We start from the raw sequence: 16,508 nt of genomic DNA on the forward strand, positions 1-16,508 counted from the left end.
GCGTCGACCGGCCGGCTCACGCCGGCCCGCCGGTGCGGGTGGGGCAGCAGAGCCGCTCTGCTGCCCGGGTGGGGCGCGGGGTCAGCCGGATGCGGGCAACGGCTGCCGGTCGGCGGCCCGGCCGGTGACCGCCGTGTGCACGAGCAGCGTCATCGCCGCCTGGGACGGGGAACCCGGCGCGGTGGTGGCGACGACCAGCACCTGGTCGTCCTCGGTCCGCAGGGTCTGCTGGGTGACGGCCAGCATGCCCACCACCGGGTGTCGCATCTCGTAGCCGGCGTGGCCGCCGGCCTTGACCCGGTGGTCGGCCCACGCGGCGGCGAACTCGGGGCTGCGTACCGCCAGTTCGCCGACCAGCGCGGCGAGCAACGGGTCCGCCGGGTGCTGCCCGGAGGTCGCCCGCAGGGTCGCCACCACGGCTCGTGCCTTGGCCGGCCAGTCGACGTACAGGTCACGGGTGTGCGCGTCGAGGAAGATCAGCCGCGCCATGTTCGGCCGCCGGTCCGGTCGGTCCACCGCCGCCGGCTCCAGGTGCCCGGCGAAGAGGGCGTGCCCGGCGACGTTCCAGGCCAGCACGTCGAGGCGACGGCCGAGCACCAGCACGGGTACGTCGCCGAGTGCGGCGACCAGTTGCCGCACGGTCGGATCGACCCGCTCCGGCGGCGGCCGGCGGGTGACCGGGCGGCGACCACCGGCGGCCAGCCCGGACAGGTGGCGGCGTTCGGCGTCGTCGAGGCGCAGGGCCCGGCTGAGCGCGTCCAGCACCTCGGGGGAGGCGTTGGTGGCCAGGCCCTGCTCCAGCCGGGCGTGGTAGGAGGCGCTGACCCCGGCCAGCAGGGCGAGCTCCTCCCGACGCAGCCCCGGCACCCGTCGCCGTCCGCCGTAGGTGACCACCCCGGCTTCCCCGGGGCTGAGCCGGGAGCGGCGCGAGCGGAGGAACTCGCCGAGCTGTCCTGATGCCTGCATGACTCCCAGTATTGGCGGCGGCCACCCGGCCAACCACACCCTGTCAGGGGTAGCCAGGACGCCCGGCTGCGTGACGGGATGGACACGTTCCGTCGATAAGTGTGGATCGGCTCATCCGGGCGGTACCCGTTTCCGTACCCCACCGCGGCGGGCGTACCCCGCGTCGGCCGGGAGGAGCATGACGGATGGACCGCAGACGGATGACAGCGATCGGCGTCGTGCTGGCGGCAGCGGGACTGACGGCGGGGGTCACCCTGCCGTCGTTCGCCGGGGACCAGGGCACGCCGAACGCCGGTGGGACCGGCCCGAAGGCCACCGGCGGGGTGGCTCCGGAGGTGGTGGACGCGCTCAGCCGTGACCTGCGGATCAGCCGGGACCAGGCGGTCCGGCGGTTGACCGCCGAGCAGCAGGCCACCGGGCGGTTGGCCCGGCTGCGGGCCGCCCTCGGCAACGACTACGGCGGGGCGTGGCTCAGCGACGACGGCTCCACCCTCAACGTGGCGGTCGCCGACCCGGCGCAGGCGCAGCGGGTCCGGGCCGCCGGTGCGGTGCCCAGGCCGGTGGACCGCGCGGTCACCGAGCTGGACGCGGCCAAGAGCCGGCTCGACTCGGTGGGTCGGCAGGCGTCCCCGGCGATCACCGGCTGGTACGTCGACGTCGCCACCAACTCCGTGGTGGTGCTCGCCCAGCCGGGTGCCGAGTCGCGGGCCCGCCGGTGGGCGGCGGGCAGCGGGGCCCCGGCCGGGGCGGTCCGGATCACCACCTCACGGGAGCAGCCGCGTCCGCTGTTCGACCTGGTCGGCGGGGACCCGTTCTTCATCAACGACGTGGGCCGATGCTCGATCGGCTTCTCGGTGGTGGGCGGGTTCGTCACCGCCGGGCACTGTGGGCGGGTCGGCGACCGGACGACCGGCTTCAACCAGGCCCAGCAGGGCGTCTTCGCGGCGTCGTCGTTCCCCGGGGACGACTGGGCGGTCGTGCGCACGAACGGCCAGTGGACCCCGCAGGGGGTGGTGAACGACTTCAACGGCGGCGTGGTGCCGGTCAACGGTTCCACCGAGATGCCGGTGGGGGCGTCGATCTGCCGTTCCGGCTCCACCACGGGGGCCCGCTGCGGTGTCGTCCAGGCCCGTAACGCCACCGTGAACTATCCGGAGGGGACGGTCACCGGGCTGACCCGCACCGACGTGTGCGCCGAACCGGGTGACTCCGGCGGTTCGTGGATCTCCGGCGACCAGGCGCAGGGTGTCACCTCCGGCGGTTCCGGTGACTGCACCGTCGGCGGGGTCACCTTCTTCCAGCCGGTCAACGAGATCCTGGAGCGCAACAACCTGACCCTGGTGACCGCCGACGGCCGGCAGGACGCGCAGCCGCAGACCACCACCCGGATGCGGGCGCGGACCGCCGGGTCGGTGCGCTGACCGCACTACCCGCCGCGCCCGCCCCCTGCCGCTGTCGGCAGGCTGCGCCGGGGCCTCCGGTACCGCGACCCCCGACCCCCACCGCCCGGTGGTCGGGGGTCGCGCCGCGTCCGGGCCGCCCGGGGCGGCGGCACGGCGCTGGGCTGTTCGGGGGCTGGGCTGTTCGGCGCCGGGCGGGTCAGGGCAGGGCGGCGACGGCCCTGGCGTACGCGACGCCGGTGCTCACCGCCGCGTCGACCAGGATGCCGAGCTGTGTCGGGGCCACCCCGTGCGCCAGGTCGGTGGTGACGTCGCCGGCCAGCACCAGCTCACCGCCGGGCAGCTCGTGCACGTACGCCTTCGGCAGCAGCCGGTCGTGGTTCCAGGCGTTGCAGAACTCGTACGCCTCGGCGAGCCGTCCCGCCGCCAGCCGCCGGGCCGCCACCACCCGGGCGTGCAGGATCTCCCCGTGCCCGCCCAACAGGCGGAACTGCACGACCGCCTCGTCCCAGCGACCCACCACCACGCCTGCGGCGTCCACCGCGTACACGTCGCCCCGGACGTCGAGCACGGCGGTGAGCTGCGTCAGGCTCAGCGGGGCGGGCTCCTCGGCCGAGGGCAGGAACGGTTCGTCGTCGGGCTCGTCGACGCCGTCCGGCTCGGGCAGGGGCACCGGGTCACCGGTCGGTCGTCCGGCCAGCCAGGCGGCGATCCGGCCGGCGTGGTGGCCGGTGCCGTTGCGCGCGTCGAAGCTGCCCGCCAACCGGGTCGCCTCGGCGGACAGGTCGGTGCCGAGGGTCGCCACGTCCAGCTCGGCGGCGGGCCGGTCGCCGTGGCCGGGACGGCGTACCCGTCGATTGTCCCGGCCGGCCTCGACGGCGAGCGCGCAGACCAGCGCCCCGGCGGCGGCGAACTCCATCGCCGACAGGTCGTCGTAGGGGTGGTCCAGCCGGGGCAGCTGCTCGGCGAGGATGTCCAGGGCCCGGTCCGGGTGCCCGGCCAACGCGCAGAACCGCAACTGCGCGGCCAGGTACGGCAACGCCGCCCGCTCCCGCCGGTGCCGCCGGTACGCCCGCAGGTGCGCCGTCGCGGCCCGTGCGGTCGCCCCGGTGCGCAGCCACGGCAGCAGCCCCACCGCGAGGGCCCGTTCCGGCTGGTCGGTGCAGTCGACCCCACCGTCGAGCGCGGGGCGCAGCGTGTCCAGTGCGGCCCGGTCGTCGCCCCAACCGGCGAGCAGGTCGGCGCGGCGTACCAGCAGGCAGCCGGGGCAGCCGGCCTCCGGGTCCGCCTCGGCGGCCGTCCACCGCTCGTACCACTGGCGGGCGGTCGGCTCGTCGCCGCAGTGGTCGGCGAGCCGGCAGCGCAGCTGGGCGACCACACCCGCGTCCTCGCCGACCCGCCGGGCCAGCGCGTCGAGGAACGACTGCGCCTGGTCCAGCCCGATCCGGGGGGTGCCGATCGCCGCTTCCACCGCCTGCCGCAGGTGCCGCCGCAGCAGCTCCGCGTCGCCGGGCCGGCCGTCGAGCAGGTCGGGGGAGCCGTCGACGGCGGCCAGCAGGCGGCGTACCGGCTCGATGATCCGCCACCGCCCGCCGTGCCGCAGGTATGCCGCCACCAGCGCGAACCGGGCGTCCAGGGCGGAGTGCGGGTCGCCGAGTGCGTCGGCGCGGGCGGCGATCCGGTCGAGTTCGGCCAGCCGGGCCTCGCCGTCGGGCAGATCCGCAGCCCCGGCGAGCGCGGACGCCAGGGCGGGATCGCGGCGGGCGGGTGGCCGGTCCGCCCCGGGGCGGAACCCGGCGGTCATCCGGGCGTCCCCCCGGGCAGCAGGCCGACGGCGGCGGCGAGCCGGCAGCCGGCGGTGATGCCGCAGTCGAGCAACTGGTCGAGCTGGTGCGGGGTGACCCCCCGTTCCAGGTCGGTGACCACCTCACCGCAGACCTGGGCCCGGCCGTCGTCGCCGACGTGCACGAACGCCTTGGGCCAGAGCTGGTCGTGGTTCCACGTGTTGCAGAACGCGTAGAGCGCCGGCACGTGGTCGATGCCGAACGTGGGTGCCGCCACGGTGCGGATCTGGAGCAGCTCGTCGAGGGTGCCCCGGCGTAGGAACCAGATCAGGCTGTCGTCCCAGCGGCCCACCAGCTCCCCGTCGTCGTCGGTGACCACGGCGTACCCCCGGTGGGCCAGCACGGCGGCGACCAGGTCGGCGGTCAGCGGACGCAGGGCCTGCGGGTGACCCGCCAGCGGGTCCGGACGGTCCGCGAAAGCAGGCGACGCCATCGGGCATCCCTTCTGAGGCGAATAACACGTCTGCGGGCGTGGTACGCGCTGCGACGCGCGGACACGACCCGGAAAAGCGGCGGTCTGCCGGGTAACGCCGTTACGGTGACTCTATGGCGGGCCGTACCTCTCAGGCGAGCCGGCGACGCGGCGCGTCGCCGCGCGGTACCACGAACAGTCGTGCCCGTCAGCCGGCGAAGAAGACCACCCGGGCGACGGCGCGACGGCGCCCGGCCCCCCGGCCCGCTCCGGCGGCCTACGTGGGTCGTGCCGTCGGGGCACTGTGGATGGGTCTGGCGCACGGGGTCGGGTGGGGGTTCCGGGCCGCCGGTCGGCAGGCGGCCTCGGCCCGGGAGCTGGACCCGGAGCACCGCCGTGACGGTGCCGGGCTGCTGCTGTTCGGCCTGGCCATCCTCAGCGCGGTGGCGATCTGGTTCTCCGGTGCCGGCCCGTTCGGTGCGCGCCTGGCCGACACCGTGCGCCTGTTCCTGGGCGCGATCGCGGTGGTGGTGCCGGTGCTGCTGATGATCGGCGCGTGGCGGCTGATGCGTACCCCGGTGGACCCGGAGCACCGGGGGCGTGGCCTGATCGGCTGGGGTTCCATGCTGGTCGCCACGGCGGCGATGCTGCACATCGGACAGAATCCGGTGGACCCGGTGCAGCGCGACTACGCCGGCGGCCTGGTCGGCGCCGGGATCGGCGACCTGCTGGAGCGGGGGGTCACCGCGTGGGTGGCCATGCCGCTGCTGATCCTGCTGCTCGTCTTCGGCCTGCTGGTGGTCACCGCCACCCCGATCAACAAGATCCCGGAGCGGCTCGGTCTGCTCGCCGGCACGCTGGTCGCCCCGCCCGACGCCCCGGCGGAGGACGACGAGGAGCCGGAGACGGCGGTCGCCCCGAAGCCGGCCCGCCGCCGGCCGGCCCGCAAGGCCGCCCCACCGCCGGTCGACCCGGACGACTTCGCCGACGTCGGCCCGGAGGTGGACCTCCAGGAGACGATCGTGCTGCCCCGCCGGCCGGCGAGCCGGGTGCCGGCCAGCCGCAAGCCGGTGGAGCCGCCGGAGCACTCCGCCCCGCCCACCCGGGCCGAGCAGCTCGCGCTGACCGGGTTGGCCGGCGACTACGTGCTGCCGCCGGCCAACATGCTCACCGGTGGCGCGGCCCCGAAGACCCGCAGCAAGGCCAACGACGAGGTGATCGCCGCGCTGACCGGCGTCTTCGACCAGTTCGGGGTGGACGCCGAGGTCACCGGCTTCACCCGGGGCCCGACCGTCACCCGTTACGAGGTCGAGCTGGGCCACGGGGTCAAGGTCGAGCGGATCACCCAGCTTTCCCGCAACATCGCGTACGCGGTGAAGTCGCCCGACGTGCGGATCCTCAGCCCCATCCCGGGCAAGAGCGCGGTCGGGGTGGAGATCCCCAACACCGACCCGGAGAACGTGGCCCTCGGTGACGTGCTGCGGTCCCGGGCCGCCGCCAGCGACCACCATCCGATGGTGGTGGCCCTCGGCAAGGACATCGAGGGCGGCTTCGTGGTGGCCAACCTCGCGAAGATGCCGCACATCCTGATCGCCGGGGCCACCGGCGCGGGCAAGTCGAGCTGCCTCAACACCCTGCTGGTGTCCATCCTGACCCGGGCCACCCCGGACGAGGTGCGGCTGCTGCTGATCGACCCGAAGCGGGTCGAGATGACTGGGTACGAGGGCATCCCGCACCTGGTCACCCCGATCGTGACCAACGCCAAGAAGGCCGCCGACTCGCTGGACTGGGTCGTCCGCGAGATGGACATGCGCTACGACGACCTCGCCGCCAACGGGGTCCGGCACATCGACGACTTCAACCGCAAGGTGCGCAACGGCGAGATCAAGGCCCCGCCGGGCAGCGAGCGGGAGATGCGGCCGTACCCGTACCTGCTGGTGATCGTGGACGAGTTGGCCGACCTGATGATGGTCGCCCCGCGCGACGTGGAGGACTCGGTCGTCCGGATCACCCAGCTCGCCCGCGCCGCCGGCATCCACCTGGTGCTGGCCACCCAGCGGCCGAGCGTCGACGTGGTGACCGGCCTGATCAAGGCGAACGTGCCGTCCCGGTTGGCGTTCGCCACCTCGTCGCTCGCCGACTCCCGGGTCATCCTCGACCAGCCGGGCGCGGAGAAGCTGCTCGGCCGGGGTGACGGGCTGTTCCTGCCGATGGGCGCGTCGAAGCCGGTCCGCATCCAGGGCGCCTGGGTGACCGAGCGTGAGATCGCCGACGTGGTGAAGTTCTGCAAGGACCAGCGGGAGCCGGAGTTCCGCTCCGACGTGCTGGCCCCGGCGCAGGACAACAAGAAGAAGATCGACGAGGACATCGGCGACGACCTGGACCTGCTGGTGCAGGCGGTGGAGCTGGTGGTGACCTCGCAGTTCGGCTCGACCTCGATGCTCCAGCGCAAGCTGCGGGTCGGGTTCGCCAAGGCGGGCCGGTTGATGGACCTGATGGAGACCCGGGGAGTGGTCGGCCCGTCCGAGGGCTCCAAGGCCCGCGACGTGCTGGTCAAGCCGGACGAGCTGGAAGAGGTCCTCGACGGCCTGCGCGGCGACGTGGACTGACCCGGGCGGGGCCGGTCGGTGCGACGGTCCCACCGGTCGGGTCCGCAACGGACCGTGAGCGTGAGCGTGCGACGGTTCGTGGACGTGCGATGGACCGTCGCCGTGCGATGGACCGTGGACGTGCGATGGACCGTGGACGTGCGACGGGCCCGCCGGGATGCCGGCGGGCCCGTTCGCGGGAAGGCGTCAGTCAGCTGTTCATCATGGCGCTGACGATCACCAGGCTGAGGATGATGGCCACCACGTTCGCGGCGGCGGCGTACCAGCCCAGCGGCTTGTCGCCGAGCACCGCGCCGACGATGCCGAGCACCAGGCCGATGACACCGAAGATGACCGGGGCGATCAGCAGCGCGACGACGGCGAAGACGAACGCCAGGATGGTGCAGATGCGTGCGGCGTTGGTGCGCGGGCGGGCGGGTGCGTGGGTGTCGGCCATGACGTCCTCCGTGGTCGGGAACATGAGTGCTGTGGTGATCGATCACTACCCACACCGGACGGAAACTACGCACCCGGCGGCGATATCCCACCCGGCCCGCTGTGGTGCCGGCGCGGAAATTCCGATCGATCCGGCCGGCCGGTGTGGCAGCATCACCCGGTGCCGGCATCCCGTCGTGACCTGTTGCGGTCGCAGTTCGATCTGACCTGGTCCCTGTTCGAGTACCACCTGGAGCGCCTGGAGCCGGCGGACCTGCTCTGGGAACCCGTGGCGTACTGCTGGACGATGCGCCCGGATGCCGACGGCGGATGGACGCCGGACTGGGCGGACGTCGAGCCCGACCCGGTCCCGGTCCCGACGATCGGGTGGATCACCTGGCACATCGGCTGGTGGTGGACGGTCGCTGCCGACCATGCGCGGGGGCGCAGGCCGCGGGACCGTGACGAGATCGGTTGGCCCGGTGACCGGGACCGGACGGCGGCGTGGCTGGGTGACCTGCGTACCACCTGGTTGGCGGTGTTCGACCAGCTCAGCGACGTCGACCTCGATGCGACCGCGTCGTTCCCGTGGCGGGACGACCCCGCGTACACCGTGGCCCACATGATCGCCTGGGTGAACGCCGAGCTGATGAAGAACGTCGCCGAGGTCGGCCAACTCCGGTTGTTGCGGCACGCGAGCCGGCCCTGACCCGTCGGCCGGTCCCGGGGAGCGGGCTCGGCAGCCGGGACCGGCCGTCCACCGGCAGCCGGCCCGGCCGCGGGCGTGGGGCGGCTCAGTGGAAGAGCTTGAGGCCGACCACACCGGCCACCACCAGCAGCAGGCTGAGCAGTCGGGGCAGGCTCGTCGACTCACCGAGGGCCACCATGCCGACCACGGCGGTGCCGACGGCCCCGATGCCGACCCAGACCGCGTAGCCGGTGCCGACGGGGATGTCGCGCAGCGCGTACGCCAGGCCGGCCATGCTGGCGACCAGGGTGACCGCGAAGACGGCCGAGGGGAGCGGTCGGGTGAATCCGGCGCTGCGGTCGAGGGAGACCGCCCACGCGGTCTCCAGGAGTCCGGAGAGCACCAGCACGATCCAGGCCATCGGGCATCACCTCGGGGGTGCGGGTCCCGGACCGGCCGGGACGAGTCGGTTGGTCACGGGGCGTCTTGGCCTGACCGGGTACGCCCACGACTCGTCCGGGGTGGCTGCGGGCCGGTAGGAGCCGCGGCACCGACCTGCCCACGCGGCCACCACGACCGACGCTAGCACCGCCGGCCGGCGGGGTGGGGTGATCCTCCCCACCACACCTTGAGCTGAAGTCAGCTTGAGGTTGCAGCATGGGGAACATGACGCTGCTCTTCGACGACCGGCAGGTCGCCGCCACCCTGGACGCGCCGACCACCGTCGCGGCGATGCGGGACGCCCTGCTGGCCGCCCACGCCGGCCGGCTCGTCGCCCCGCCCCGGGCGTCCGCACCGCTGGCCGGCGGGCGGATGGTGCTCACCGCCGGGCAGCTCACCGACGAGTGGTACGGCTTCCGCTCCTACGACACCCTCGGCCACCCGGCCGGCGAGCAGCTGGTGGTGCTGCACGACGCCCGGACGGGGGCGGTCCGGGCCATCGCCGTCGGCGCGGAACTCGGCTCCCGGCGTACCGGCGGGCTGGGCGCGGTGGCGGTCGAAGCCCTGGCCCGCCCGGACGCCACCACCCTGGGCGTGATCGGCTCCGGCGGGCAGGCGTGGACGCAGGTGTGGGCGACCGCCGCCGTCCGGCCCCTGCGCGAGGTGACCGTGCACAGCCGCTCGGCGGCCCGCCGCGAGGCGTTCGCCGCCCGGGTCCGCGCCGAACTGGGGATCCCCGCCCGCGCCGTCGGCTCGGCCGCCGAGGCGGTCCGCGACCGGGACGTGGTGGTGCTCGCCACCACCAGCGTCACCCCAGTGCTGGCGGCCACCGACCTCGCCCCGGGCACCCACGTCAACACCGTCGGCTTCAAGCAGGTGCACCGGCACGAGTTCGGCACCGACCTGCTCGACGCCGCCGACGTGCTGGTCACCGACTCGCCGGCCCAGGCGGCGGCGTACGACCCGCCGATGTTGACCGCCGTCGGGCCGTACCCGGGACGGTTGCGTGACCTGGGGGCGGTGCTGGCCGGGGCGGTCCCCGGCCGGACCGGCGCGGACCAGGTGTCGGTGTTCTGCTCCACCGGCCTGGCCGGCACCGAGGTCGCCCTGCTGGACCGCCTGGTCCGGGTGGGCGCGACGACGGTCTGACCGGCGGTACGTCGGCTGCGGCGGGCGGGTGCGCCATGATCGGATTGCAATTCCGGCGAGTGTTCCCGGCGTGTCGTGCGCATTTTCGTCATTTGATCAACGATGGGCCGGGCGGCGGGGTGAACCGGCCTACACCGCACGCCGCCGTCGGTCGGGCCCGCTCCCGCGCCCGGTACCCTCGGATGGTGTCTGCCACCCCCACGCCTGACAACGCCGGCCCGACGCCCCGCCGCGACCTGGCGCCGCCGTCCGCCGACGGCCGACGGGTCGCCCTGCTGACCCTGGGCTGCGCCCGCAACGAGGTCGACTCGGAGGAGTTGGCCGCCCGGCTGCACGCCGACGGCTGGCAGGTCACCACCGACGGCGAGGGTGCCGACGTGGTGGTCGTCAACACCTGTGGGTTCGTGGAGAAGGCCAAGCAGGACTCGATCCAGACCCTGCTCGCCGCCGCCGACACCGGGGCCAAGGTGGTCGCCGCCGGCTGCATGGCCGAGCGGTACGGCCGGGAGTTGGCCGACAGCCTCCCCGAGGCGCAGGCGGTGCTCAGCTTCGACGACTACCCGGACATCGCCGCCCGGCTCGACTCGGTGCTCGCCGGCGAGGCGATCGGCGCGCACACCCCCCGGGACCGGCGCGAACTGCTGCCGCTCACCCCGGTCGCCCGGCGGGAGTCGGCGGTGTCGCTGCCCGGCCACGGCACCCCCACCCGGGTCGCGCCGGAGACCGACGCGCACACCCCGGCGCACCTGCGGCAGGTGCTGCGCCGTCGGCTCGACACCGGCCCGGTGGCCTCGCTGAAGCTGGCCAGCGGCTGCGACCGGCGGTGCGCGTTCTGCGCGATCCCCGCGTTCCGGGGCGCGTTCGTCTCGCGTACCCCCGACGAGCTGCTCGCCGAGGCGGAGTGGCTGGCCAAGACCGGCGTCCGCGAGCTGGTGCTGGTCAGCGAGAACTCGACGTCGTACGGCAAGGACCTGGGTGACCCGCGGGCGCTGGAGAAGCTGCTGCCGCAGCTCGCCGCGATCGACGGCATCGTCCGGGTGCGGGCCAGCTACCTCCAGCCCGCCGAGACCCGTCCCGGCCTGGTCGAGGCGATCGCCACCACCCCCGGCGTGGCCCCCTACTTCGACCTGTCGTTCCAGCACTCCAGCGAGCCGGTGCTGCGCCGGATGCGCCGGTTCGGCTCCACCGACCGGTTCCTGGAGTTGCTGGCCAGCGCCCGTGCCCTCGCCCCCGAGGCGGGTGCGCGGAGCAACTTCATCGTCGGGTTTCCCGGCGAGACCAAGCAGGACGTGGCCGAGCTGGTCCGGTTCCTGACCGACGCGCGGCTCGACGCGATCGGCGTGTTCGACTACAGCGACGAGGACGGCACCGAGGCCGCCGGGCTGCCCGGCAAGCTCTCCGCCGCCACCGTCAAGCGCCGCTACGACCGGCTCGCCGCGCTCGCCGACGAGTTGTGCTCGCAGCGGGCCGAGGAGCGGCTCGGCAGCACGGTCGAGGTGCTCGTCGACACCGTCGACGACGGCGTGGTGGAGGGGCGGGCGGCGCACCAGGCCCCCGAGGTCGACGGCTCGACCACCCTGGTCGCCCCGGTCGGCGGCGGGGTCGACCTGGCCGCGTTGCGCCCCGGTGACCTGGTGCGGGCCACGGTCACCGCGACCGAGGGCGTCGACCTGGTGGCCGTGCCGGATGAGATGATCTCGGCGGCGCCCGGCGCGGAACGGTGACGGTGGGCCCGGACGGAGCGGGGGAGCCAGGTGGGGCGGTGCCAGGTGGGCCTCGACGACCGGAGCGGGGCGCGGCGGTGACCGGGGCGGCGGAGTCCGCGCCGCCGGTGGCCCGGGTGCCGGTGCTCAACGCGGCCAACGGGCTGACCCTGCTGCGGTTGGTGCTGGTGCCCGTCTTCGCCGCGTCGGTGGTCGCCTCCGGGATGACCCACACCGGGTGGCGGATCGCCGCCTGCCTGATCTTCGCGTTCGCCTCGATGACCGACCTGGTGGACGGCTGGATCGCCCGCCGGTTCGGTCTGGTCACCTCGGTCGGCAAGGTGGCCGATCCGATCGCCGACAAGGCGCTCACCGGCGCGGCCCTGGTGCTGCTGTCCGTCTACGACCGGTTGCCCTGGTGGGTGACGGTGCTGATCCTCGTCCGTGAGTTGGGCATCACCGGGCTGCGGTTCTGGGTGATCCGGCACGGCGTGATCGCCGCCAGCCGGGGCGGCAAGCTCAAGACGGCGTTGCAGATCCTGGCCATTGCCTGGTACCTGTGGCCGATGCCGGCCGCCCTGGTCGCCGTCGGCCCCTGGATCATGGCCGCCGCCGTGCTGGTCACCGTGGTCACCGGCTTCGACTACGTCGCCCAGGCCCTGCGCCTGCGCCGGCCCCGCCCCTGACCGGGACTTCCCGGCCCCGCAGCCGCCGTCCCGCCCCTGACCGGGACTTCCCGGCCCCGCAGCCCGCACCGCGCGGCCCGCGCGTAGCCGGCGTCGATCCCGGCAGCCGCCCCCGTCGGCTCCCGGCCCCCCGCCGCAATCCCGGGGCGGCGGGACGGCTGTCCCTGCCGCCCGGGACGCTCCGCCCAGCAGAGTCGGCACCGCACCGGCCCCAGTGGCCCGGTGCGGCGTCGGCCCGACCGGGTCGACGCCCGGCGACGGCGGGCGGGGTTGCGCCCGGTGGCGGGAGGAGCAGCGGTGCGGACAGCGACGAGACATGCCCGGGGACGGTCCCCGGGCGGCGGGTGGCGCAGCCGCCGGCTGTGGGCGGCCGGCCTGACGGCGGTGCTGGCGGTCACCATGCACCAGAGTCCGGCCCGCGCCGCCGACCCGGTGCCGTTCGACGAGCAGGCGGTGCACGGGGCGCTGTTCGGGGCCGTCGTGCAACTACGCGACGCCGGGGCCGTCGGGCTGAAGGACGCGCTGCTCACCGCTGAACTACTCGACTGGCGTACCGGCCAGCCGGGTGCCGACGCGACGCAGGTGGCCGGGCACGTGACCACCACCCGGGCGGTCGCCGACGCGGCGGTCAGCGACGCGCGGGCCGAGGACCGGTCCCGGTTCGCGGTGGCGATGGCGGTGCTGGCCCGGCTCGGCGAGTCCACCGGCGCGGTGACCACCGGCCCGGCGGTGCGGGCCTTCCTGGCCAGCACGGTCGGCGCGGAGGGCGCGAACGTGGTGCCGGACGCGTTGAACCTGGTCCGGGGCGGCTACCAGGACGCGGCGTGGAACGCCCGCTCCCGGGACCTGGTCCAGGACACCTGGCGGGAGCTGCACCGGCGGGCCGCCACCGACGACGCGCTGGCCACCGGCTGGGACAGCGCCTTCGCGGGACGGACCGGCACCGGGGTGCGTACCCCGGTCGACGGGTTGCTGGCCGCGCGGATCCACGAGCCGCGCGCCGACGGCAACACCGGCACCCTCGGCTACTACGTGCCGCTGTCCGCGATCCGCGACGTCCGCGGTGACCCGACCGCCTTCAAGGCGCTGGTGCAGGAGCGGGCGTACGCGACGCTGAAGGTGCTCGACACCGACGGCAACAACCGGATCACCGAGGTGGTCGGCTACGCCAACACGTACCCGCTCAACCAGGACCCGAAGCCGAGCCAGGCGGTGGTCGACGCGGAGAAGGCGAAGACCGAGTCGAACCGCAAGATCTTCGAAGGGCTCGGGTCCACCGTCACGGTGCTGTCCACCCTGGTCGGCTTCGTCGACAAGAAGTTCGGCAAGCAGCTGGAGACCATCGGCAAGGCCGTGGTGACCTCGGTGACCGCGATCAACACGTACGTGACGACGGTGCTCGGGCAGGGGCTGACCATGGCCGCGACGGCGATGGGCACGGCGGTGCTGACCGGCAACCTGCTCGGCGCGGCGGTGAGCCTGATCGGTCTGTTCGCCGGGGGCGGTGACCCGAACGCCGCGATCCAGGCGGAGATCGGCAAGCTGCGCCAGCAGATCGACCGGCTCGCCAAGGGCATCGACAAGCGGTTCGACCGGATCGAGTCGGCGCTCAAGGAGATGTACGCCGGGCTGGTCGCCCAGCTCGACGCGCTCACCAAGGGCCTCGACGAGGTACGCGCCAACCTGGGCCGGATCGCCACCCAGTTGCAGACCATCGAACGCAAGGTCGACTCGATGGCGCTCGCCACCCACGTGGCCCTGGAGAACATCGCCAAGAGCCAGCTCAACCAGGTGATCACCACGTACGTGCACCACAAGGAGATCACCGGGCAGCCGATCCCGGACTACCTGGGCACCTACTACCCGAAGGCCGAGTCGCCGACCTTCACCTTCGCCACCGTCAACGCCTCCGACGAGGGCACCTTCACCGCGCCGGCCGGGACCAGCCTCGCCGACCCGGTCAGCGTGCTCGACACCCACCTGCCCGCCGGCTCGATCAACTACCTCGGCCAGTGGGCGCGTAACCGGGTCGGTGGCACCTGGACCGTCGGCCCGGTCGCCAACGCCGCCGCCTGGACCACCGCCGCCCGGGTCTACAACATCCTGCAACTGGAGAACCCGCAGTTCGCCGCCCAGGTGGCCGCCGGGCGGGGCGACGCCGTCGCCGAGACCGGCCGGACCATCAACGAGCGGGTGCGGCAGTTCAGCCAGCCGGCCGCCGACGGCGGCACCAACCCGTTGTTCACCGCGCTGATGGCCGACTACCGCACCGCGGTCGCCGGCTGGAACGCCCAGGTGGAGAACGTGCGCAAGGCGGTGGTCTGGAACGGCAGCGACACCCTGCCGGTGCACGACATGTGGGGCAGCCCGGACCAGGAGATCCCGGCCGCGAACCGGATTCCCGAGGCCGAGTCGATCGGCGGGTGCACCGCGAGCCGGGTCAGCCGGCCGATCCCGTCGACGGTACGCCGCAGCAACCTGCCCAACGCGTTCCACCTGGCCCGCCACGCCATGCCGCCGGGGCACGCCCCGGAGTTCTCCACCTGCTACGACGCGAACTTCGTCAACGTGGAGGAGCACGAGGGGCCCCGGTTCCAGACCACCACCGGCGACCTCCAGATCACCCTGCGGTCGCGGGTGAAGTGGGCCGGCGGGGACTGGCAGGAGGTGCAGACCGCCACCCGCGTGTTCCCCATCGGCACGTTCTGCTCGTGGGACGTCCGGTCCCCGATCCCGCAGGGCTACTGCTACGACGAGAACAAGTACCTCACCGACCGGTGGGCGGGCACGTACAAGCCGGCGTTCGAGTCGGCGGCGATCCCCGTCGTCGCCACCCAGGCGACGTCGGCCCGCAGCAAGGCCGCCGCGATGCTGTCCGGCCGGCAGAAGTACTTCTACCGGGTGATGCGGGCCGGCACCGGGCCGAACCCGCCGAGCAGCGACACCTGGGAGGTGTCCCGGGTGCTCTGGCAGAAGGGCAAGGCGGTCGCGGACGCGCTGCGGCTGTTGCAGGCGTACACCGAGCTGGGCTGGGGCACCGCGCTGGAACTCGACGACAGCCTCGCCGGCCTGCTCTTCGGGGGCAACGGGTTGCCCGCCGACTACAGCCGTCCGCGTAGTGACGCCGACCAGTCGGGCCACCAGCACCTGCGTAACGCGATGGCGCAGGCGGTGGACAACTACGCCGACTGCGTCCAGACGTTCGACTGGAATCCGTGCGAGGGGGAGCGGTCGGGCTTCGACCCGCTGCGTGACCAGGGCCAGTACGGTGCCGGCTGCGTCCAGGCCAGCGTGCCGGACAAGCCGCGTGACCCGCTGAGCGCCTGCCTGGCCAGCGCGGCGTTCGTCCGGGTCGGCCAGCTCGGCCAGCGGTACGACCACTGGTCGTCCCGGGTGCGTTCCGGCGGGCACACCGAGGGGCTGCCGGAGGTGACCGCGGCGACCGACATGACCCGGGCGACCACGGTGAGCATGCATCCGGCGGGCTGACCGCCCACGGACGCCCGACGTGGCCGGGTGACGCCGATCGGTCCCGCCGATCCGGGACGAATGTCCCGGGTCGGCGGGACGACCCCTGGATGACGATGGTTCGACCGTTCACCGACGACCGCCGGTCCACCCGGCGGTGCCACTGTGGATGGTCGACCACCTACGCTGCGGCGGGGCGGGTGCCGGGAGACCCGCCCCGCCGTCCACGCACCGGCATCCAAGGAGTGATCATGACGCTGAGCGCTGGCGACGACCGACGGATCCTGTTGATCGCCACCAACGACACGTTCTGCCACGTCTACCAGAACCTGGCCGACCTGCTGTCGATCGCCGACCTCGGCGAGAAGCTCGCCGGGGCGGTCGAGTTCTTCGACGTCACCGGCCGACGGCTGCACCCCGTCTTCTCCGCCGACTGGCGGCTGGAGGAGTTGCGGGCCGGCACCGGCCCGGCGGAGCCGGAGGCCGTCCGGAACCGGTTGGCCACGGTGGTCGCGCACGTGACGCAGTACGTCCACGATCACCCGGACGTGCTCGTCCGCTCCCGGATCTCGCTGGAGCGGGCGCTGTCCGAGCTGCCCCGCCTCGATGACCCGGACCTGTCCGAGATCATCGGGGCCCTGCCGGAACACCTCGAACACGACTCCGGCAACTGGCTGCACAACGCCATGCACGCCGCCGGTTGGGCCGACTGACCCACCCGATCCCAC

The 16,508-nt window shown here is 73.9% G+C and carries 13 protein-coding genes and 1 riboswitch; of the genes, 8 read left to right on the forward strand and 5 right to left on the reverse strand.

Annotated features, from left to right (window positions below; genetic code table 11):
• Nucleotides 1-81: 81 nt before the first annotated feature.
• Nucleotides 82-966, reverse strand: coding sequence for a helix-turn-helix domain-containing protein (locus tag JQN83_RS23560; RefSeq protein ID WP_208569327.1), 885 nt, complete (start codon nt 964-966; stop codon nt 82-84).
• A gap of 185 nt (nt 967-1,151) precedes the next feature.
• On the opposite strand from JQN83_RS23560, the gene JQN83_RS23565 reads away from it, so the two are divergent.
• Entirely contained in the window at nt 1,152-2,387 is a 1,236-nt protein-coding gene (locus JQN83_RS23565) for a S1 family peptidase (RefSeq protein ID WP_208569328.1), read from the forward strand.
• A 178-nt stretch (nt 2,388-2,565) separates the two neighbouring features.
• On the opposite strand, the gene JQN83_RS23570 is transcribed toward JQN83_RS23565, so the two are convergent.
• Both JQN83_RS23570 and JQN83_RS23575 read right to left on the reverse strand, forming a co-directional pair.
• Nucleotides 2,566-4,170, reverse strand: a complete 1,605-nt coding sequence (locus tag JQN83_RS23570) for a type III secretion system chaperone family protein (RefSeq protein WP_208569329.1) — start codon at nt 4,168-4,170, stop codon at nt 2,566-2,568.
• A complete protein-coding gene (locus JQN83_RS23575) occupies nt 4,167-4,643 on the reverse strand; it encodes a type III secretion system chaperone family protein (RefSeq protein WP_208569330.1) in 477 nt (158 codons plus the stop codon). The genes JQN83_RS23570 and JQN83_RS23575 overlap by 4 nt, the downstream gene beginning before the upstream one ends.
• A 113-nt stretch (nt 4,644-4,756) precedes the next feature.
• Between JQN83_RS23575 and JQN83_RS23580 the strand changes: the two genes are divergently transcribed.
• Complete coding sequence (locus JQN83_RS23580; protein ID WP_208569331.1) at nt 4,757-7,231, forward strand: FtsK/SpoIIIE family DNA translocase; 2,475 nt, start codon at nt 4,757-4,759, stop codon at nt 7,229-7,231.
• A 190-nt stretch (nt 7,232-7,421) separates the two neighbouring features.
• Here the strand turns inward: JQN83_RS23580 and JQN83_RS23585 are convergent, their stop codons facing one another.
• Nucleotides 7,422-7,667, reverse strand: a complete 246-nt coding sequence (locus JQN83_RS23585) for a hypothetical protein (RefSeq protein WP_208569332.1) — start codon at nt 7,665-7,667, stop codon at nt 7,422-7,424.
• 159 nt (nt 7,668-7,826) lie between these two features.
• Between JQN83_RS23585 and JQN83_RS23590 the strand changes: the two genes are divergently transcribed.
• Nucleotides 7,827-8,354: a DinB family protein gene (locus JQN83_RS23590; RefSeq protein ID WP_208569333.1), complete on the forward strand. Its 528-nt coding sequence runs from the start codon at nt 7,827-7,829 to the stop codon at nt 8,352-8,354.
• Nucleotides 8,355-8,439: 85 nt separating this feature from the next.
• Here the strand turns inward: JQN83_RS23590 and JQN83_RS23595 are convergent, their stop codons facing one another.
• Entirely contained in the window at nt 8,440-8,754 is a 315-nt protein-coding gene (locus tag JQN83_RS23595) for a DMT family transporter (protein ID WP_204923907.1), read from the reverse strand.
• Nucleotides 8,755-8,808: 54 nt separating this feature from the next.
• Nucleotides 8,809-8,872, reverse strand: a riboswitch (guanidine-III (ykkC-III) riboswitch).
• 127 nt (nt 8,873-8,999) lie between these two features.
• Here JQN83_RS23595 and JQN83_RS23600 point away from each other — a divergent pair.
• The 5 genes from JQN83_RS23600 to JQN83_RS23620 all read left to right on the forward strand — a co-directional run bounded on the left by JQN83_RS23600 (nt 9,000) and on the right by JQN83_RS23620 (nt 16,493).
• On the forward strand, nt 9,000-9,923 hold the full coding sequence (locus JQN83_RS23600) for an ornithine cyclodeaminase family protein (RefSeq protein WP_208569372.1): 924 nt from the start codon (nt 9,000-9,002) through the stop codon (nt 9,921-9,923).
• A gap of 182 nt (nt 9,924-10,105) precedes the next feature.
• A complete protein-coding gene (gene rimO / locus JQN83_RS23605; protein WP_244253048.1) occupies nt 10,106-11,647 on the forward strand; it encodes a 30S ribosomal protein S12 methylthiotransferase RimO in 1,542 nt (513 codons plus the stop codon).
• Between the two features lie 77 nt (nt 11,648-11,724).
• Nucleotides 11,725-12,312 carry a CDP-diacylglycerol--glycerol-3-phosphate 3-phosphatidyltransferase gene (gene pgsA / locus JQN83_RS23610; protein ID WP_208569374.1) on the forward strand — a complete coding sequence of 196 codons (588 nt, stop codon included), beginning with the start codon at nt 11,725-11,727 and terminating at the stop codon, nt 12,310-12,312.
• Between the two features lie 297 nt (nt 12,313-12,609).
• On the forward strand, nt 12,610-15,801 hold the full coding sequence (locus JQN83_RS23615; protein WP_208569334.1) for a hypothetical protein: 3,192 nt from the start codon (nt 12,610-12,612) through the stop codon (nt 15,799-15,801).
• 230 nt (nt 15,802-16,031) lie between these two features.
• Nucleotides 16,032-16,493 (forward strand): hypothetical protein, encoded by a 462-nt coding sequence (locus tag JQN83_RS23620; RefSeq protein ID WP_208569335.1) that lies wholly within the window; start codon nt 16,032-16,034, stop codon nt 16,491-16,493.
• Nucleotides 16,494-16,508: the final 15 nt, after the last annotated feature.

Origin of the sequence: Micromonospora antibiotica (assembly GCF_017599305.1) — a bacterium.
GTDB lineage: Bacteria > Actinomycetota > Actinomycetes > Mycobacteriales > Micromonosporaceae > Micromonospora > Micromonospora antibiotica.

Bases quoted from the DNA above. Each gene is read 5' to 3' on its own strand.
- JQN83_RS23560 (WP_208569327.1), bottom strand. From the start codon at position 966: ATGCAGGCATCAGGACAGCTCGGCGAGTTCCTCCGCTCGCGCCGCTCC.
- JQN83_RS23565 (WP_208569328.1), top strand. From the start codon at position 1,152: ATGGACCGCAGACGGATGACAGCGATCGGCGTCGTGCTGGCGGCAGCG.
- JQN83_RS23570 (WP_208569329.1), bottom strand. From the start codon at position 4,170: ATGACCGCCGGGTTCCGCCCCGGGGCGGACCGGCCACCCGCCCGCCGC.
- JQN83_RS23575 (WP_208569330.1), bottom strand. From the start codon at position 4,643: ATGGCGTCGCCTGCTTTCGCGGACCGTCCGGACCCGCTGGCGGGTCAC.
- JQN83_RS23580 (WP_208569331.1), top strand. From the start codon at position 4,757: ATGGCGGGCCGTACCTCTCAGGCGAGCCGGCGACGCGGCGCGTCGCCG.
- JQN83_RS23585 (WP_208569332.1), bottom strand. From the start codon at position 7,667: ATGGCCGACACCCACGCACCCGCCCGCCCGCGCACCAACGCCGCACGC.
- JQN83_RS23595 (WP_204923907.1), bottom strand. From the start codon at position 8,754: ATGGCCTGGATCGTGCTGGTGCTCTCCGGACTCCTGGAGACCGCGTGG.
- JQN83_RS23600 (WP_208569372.1), top strand. From the start codon at position 9,000: ATGACGCTGCTCTTCGACGACCGGCAGGTCGCCGCCACCCTGGACGCG.
- rimO (WP_244253048.1), top strand. From the start codon at position 10,106: ATGGTGTCTGCCACCCCCACGCCTGACAACGCCGGCCCGACGCCCCGC.
- JQN83_RS23620 (WP_208569335.1), top strand. From the start codon at position 16,032: ATGACGCTGAGCGCTGGCGACGACCGACGGATCCTGTTGATCGCCACC.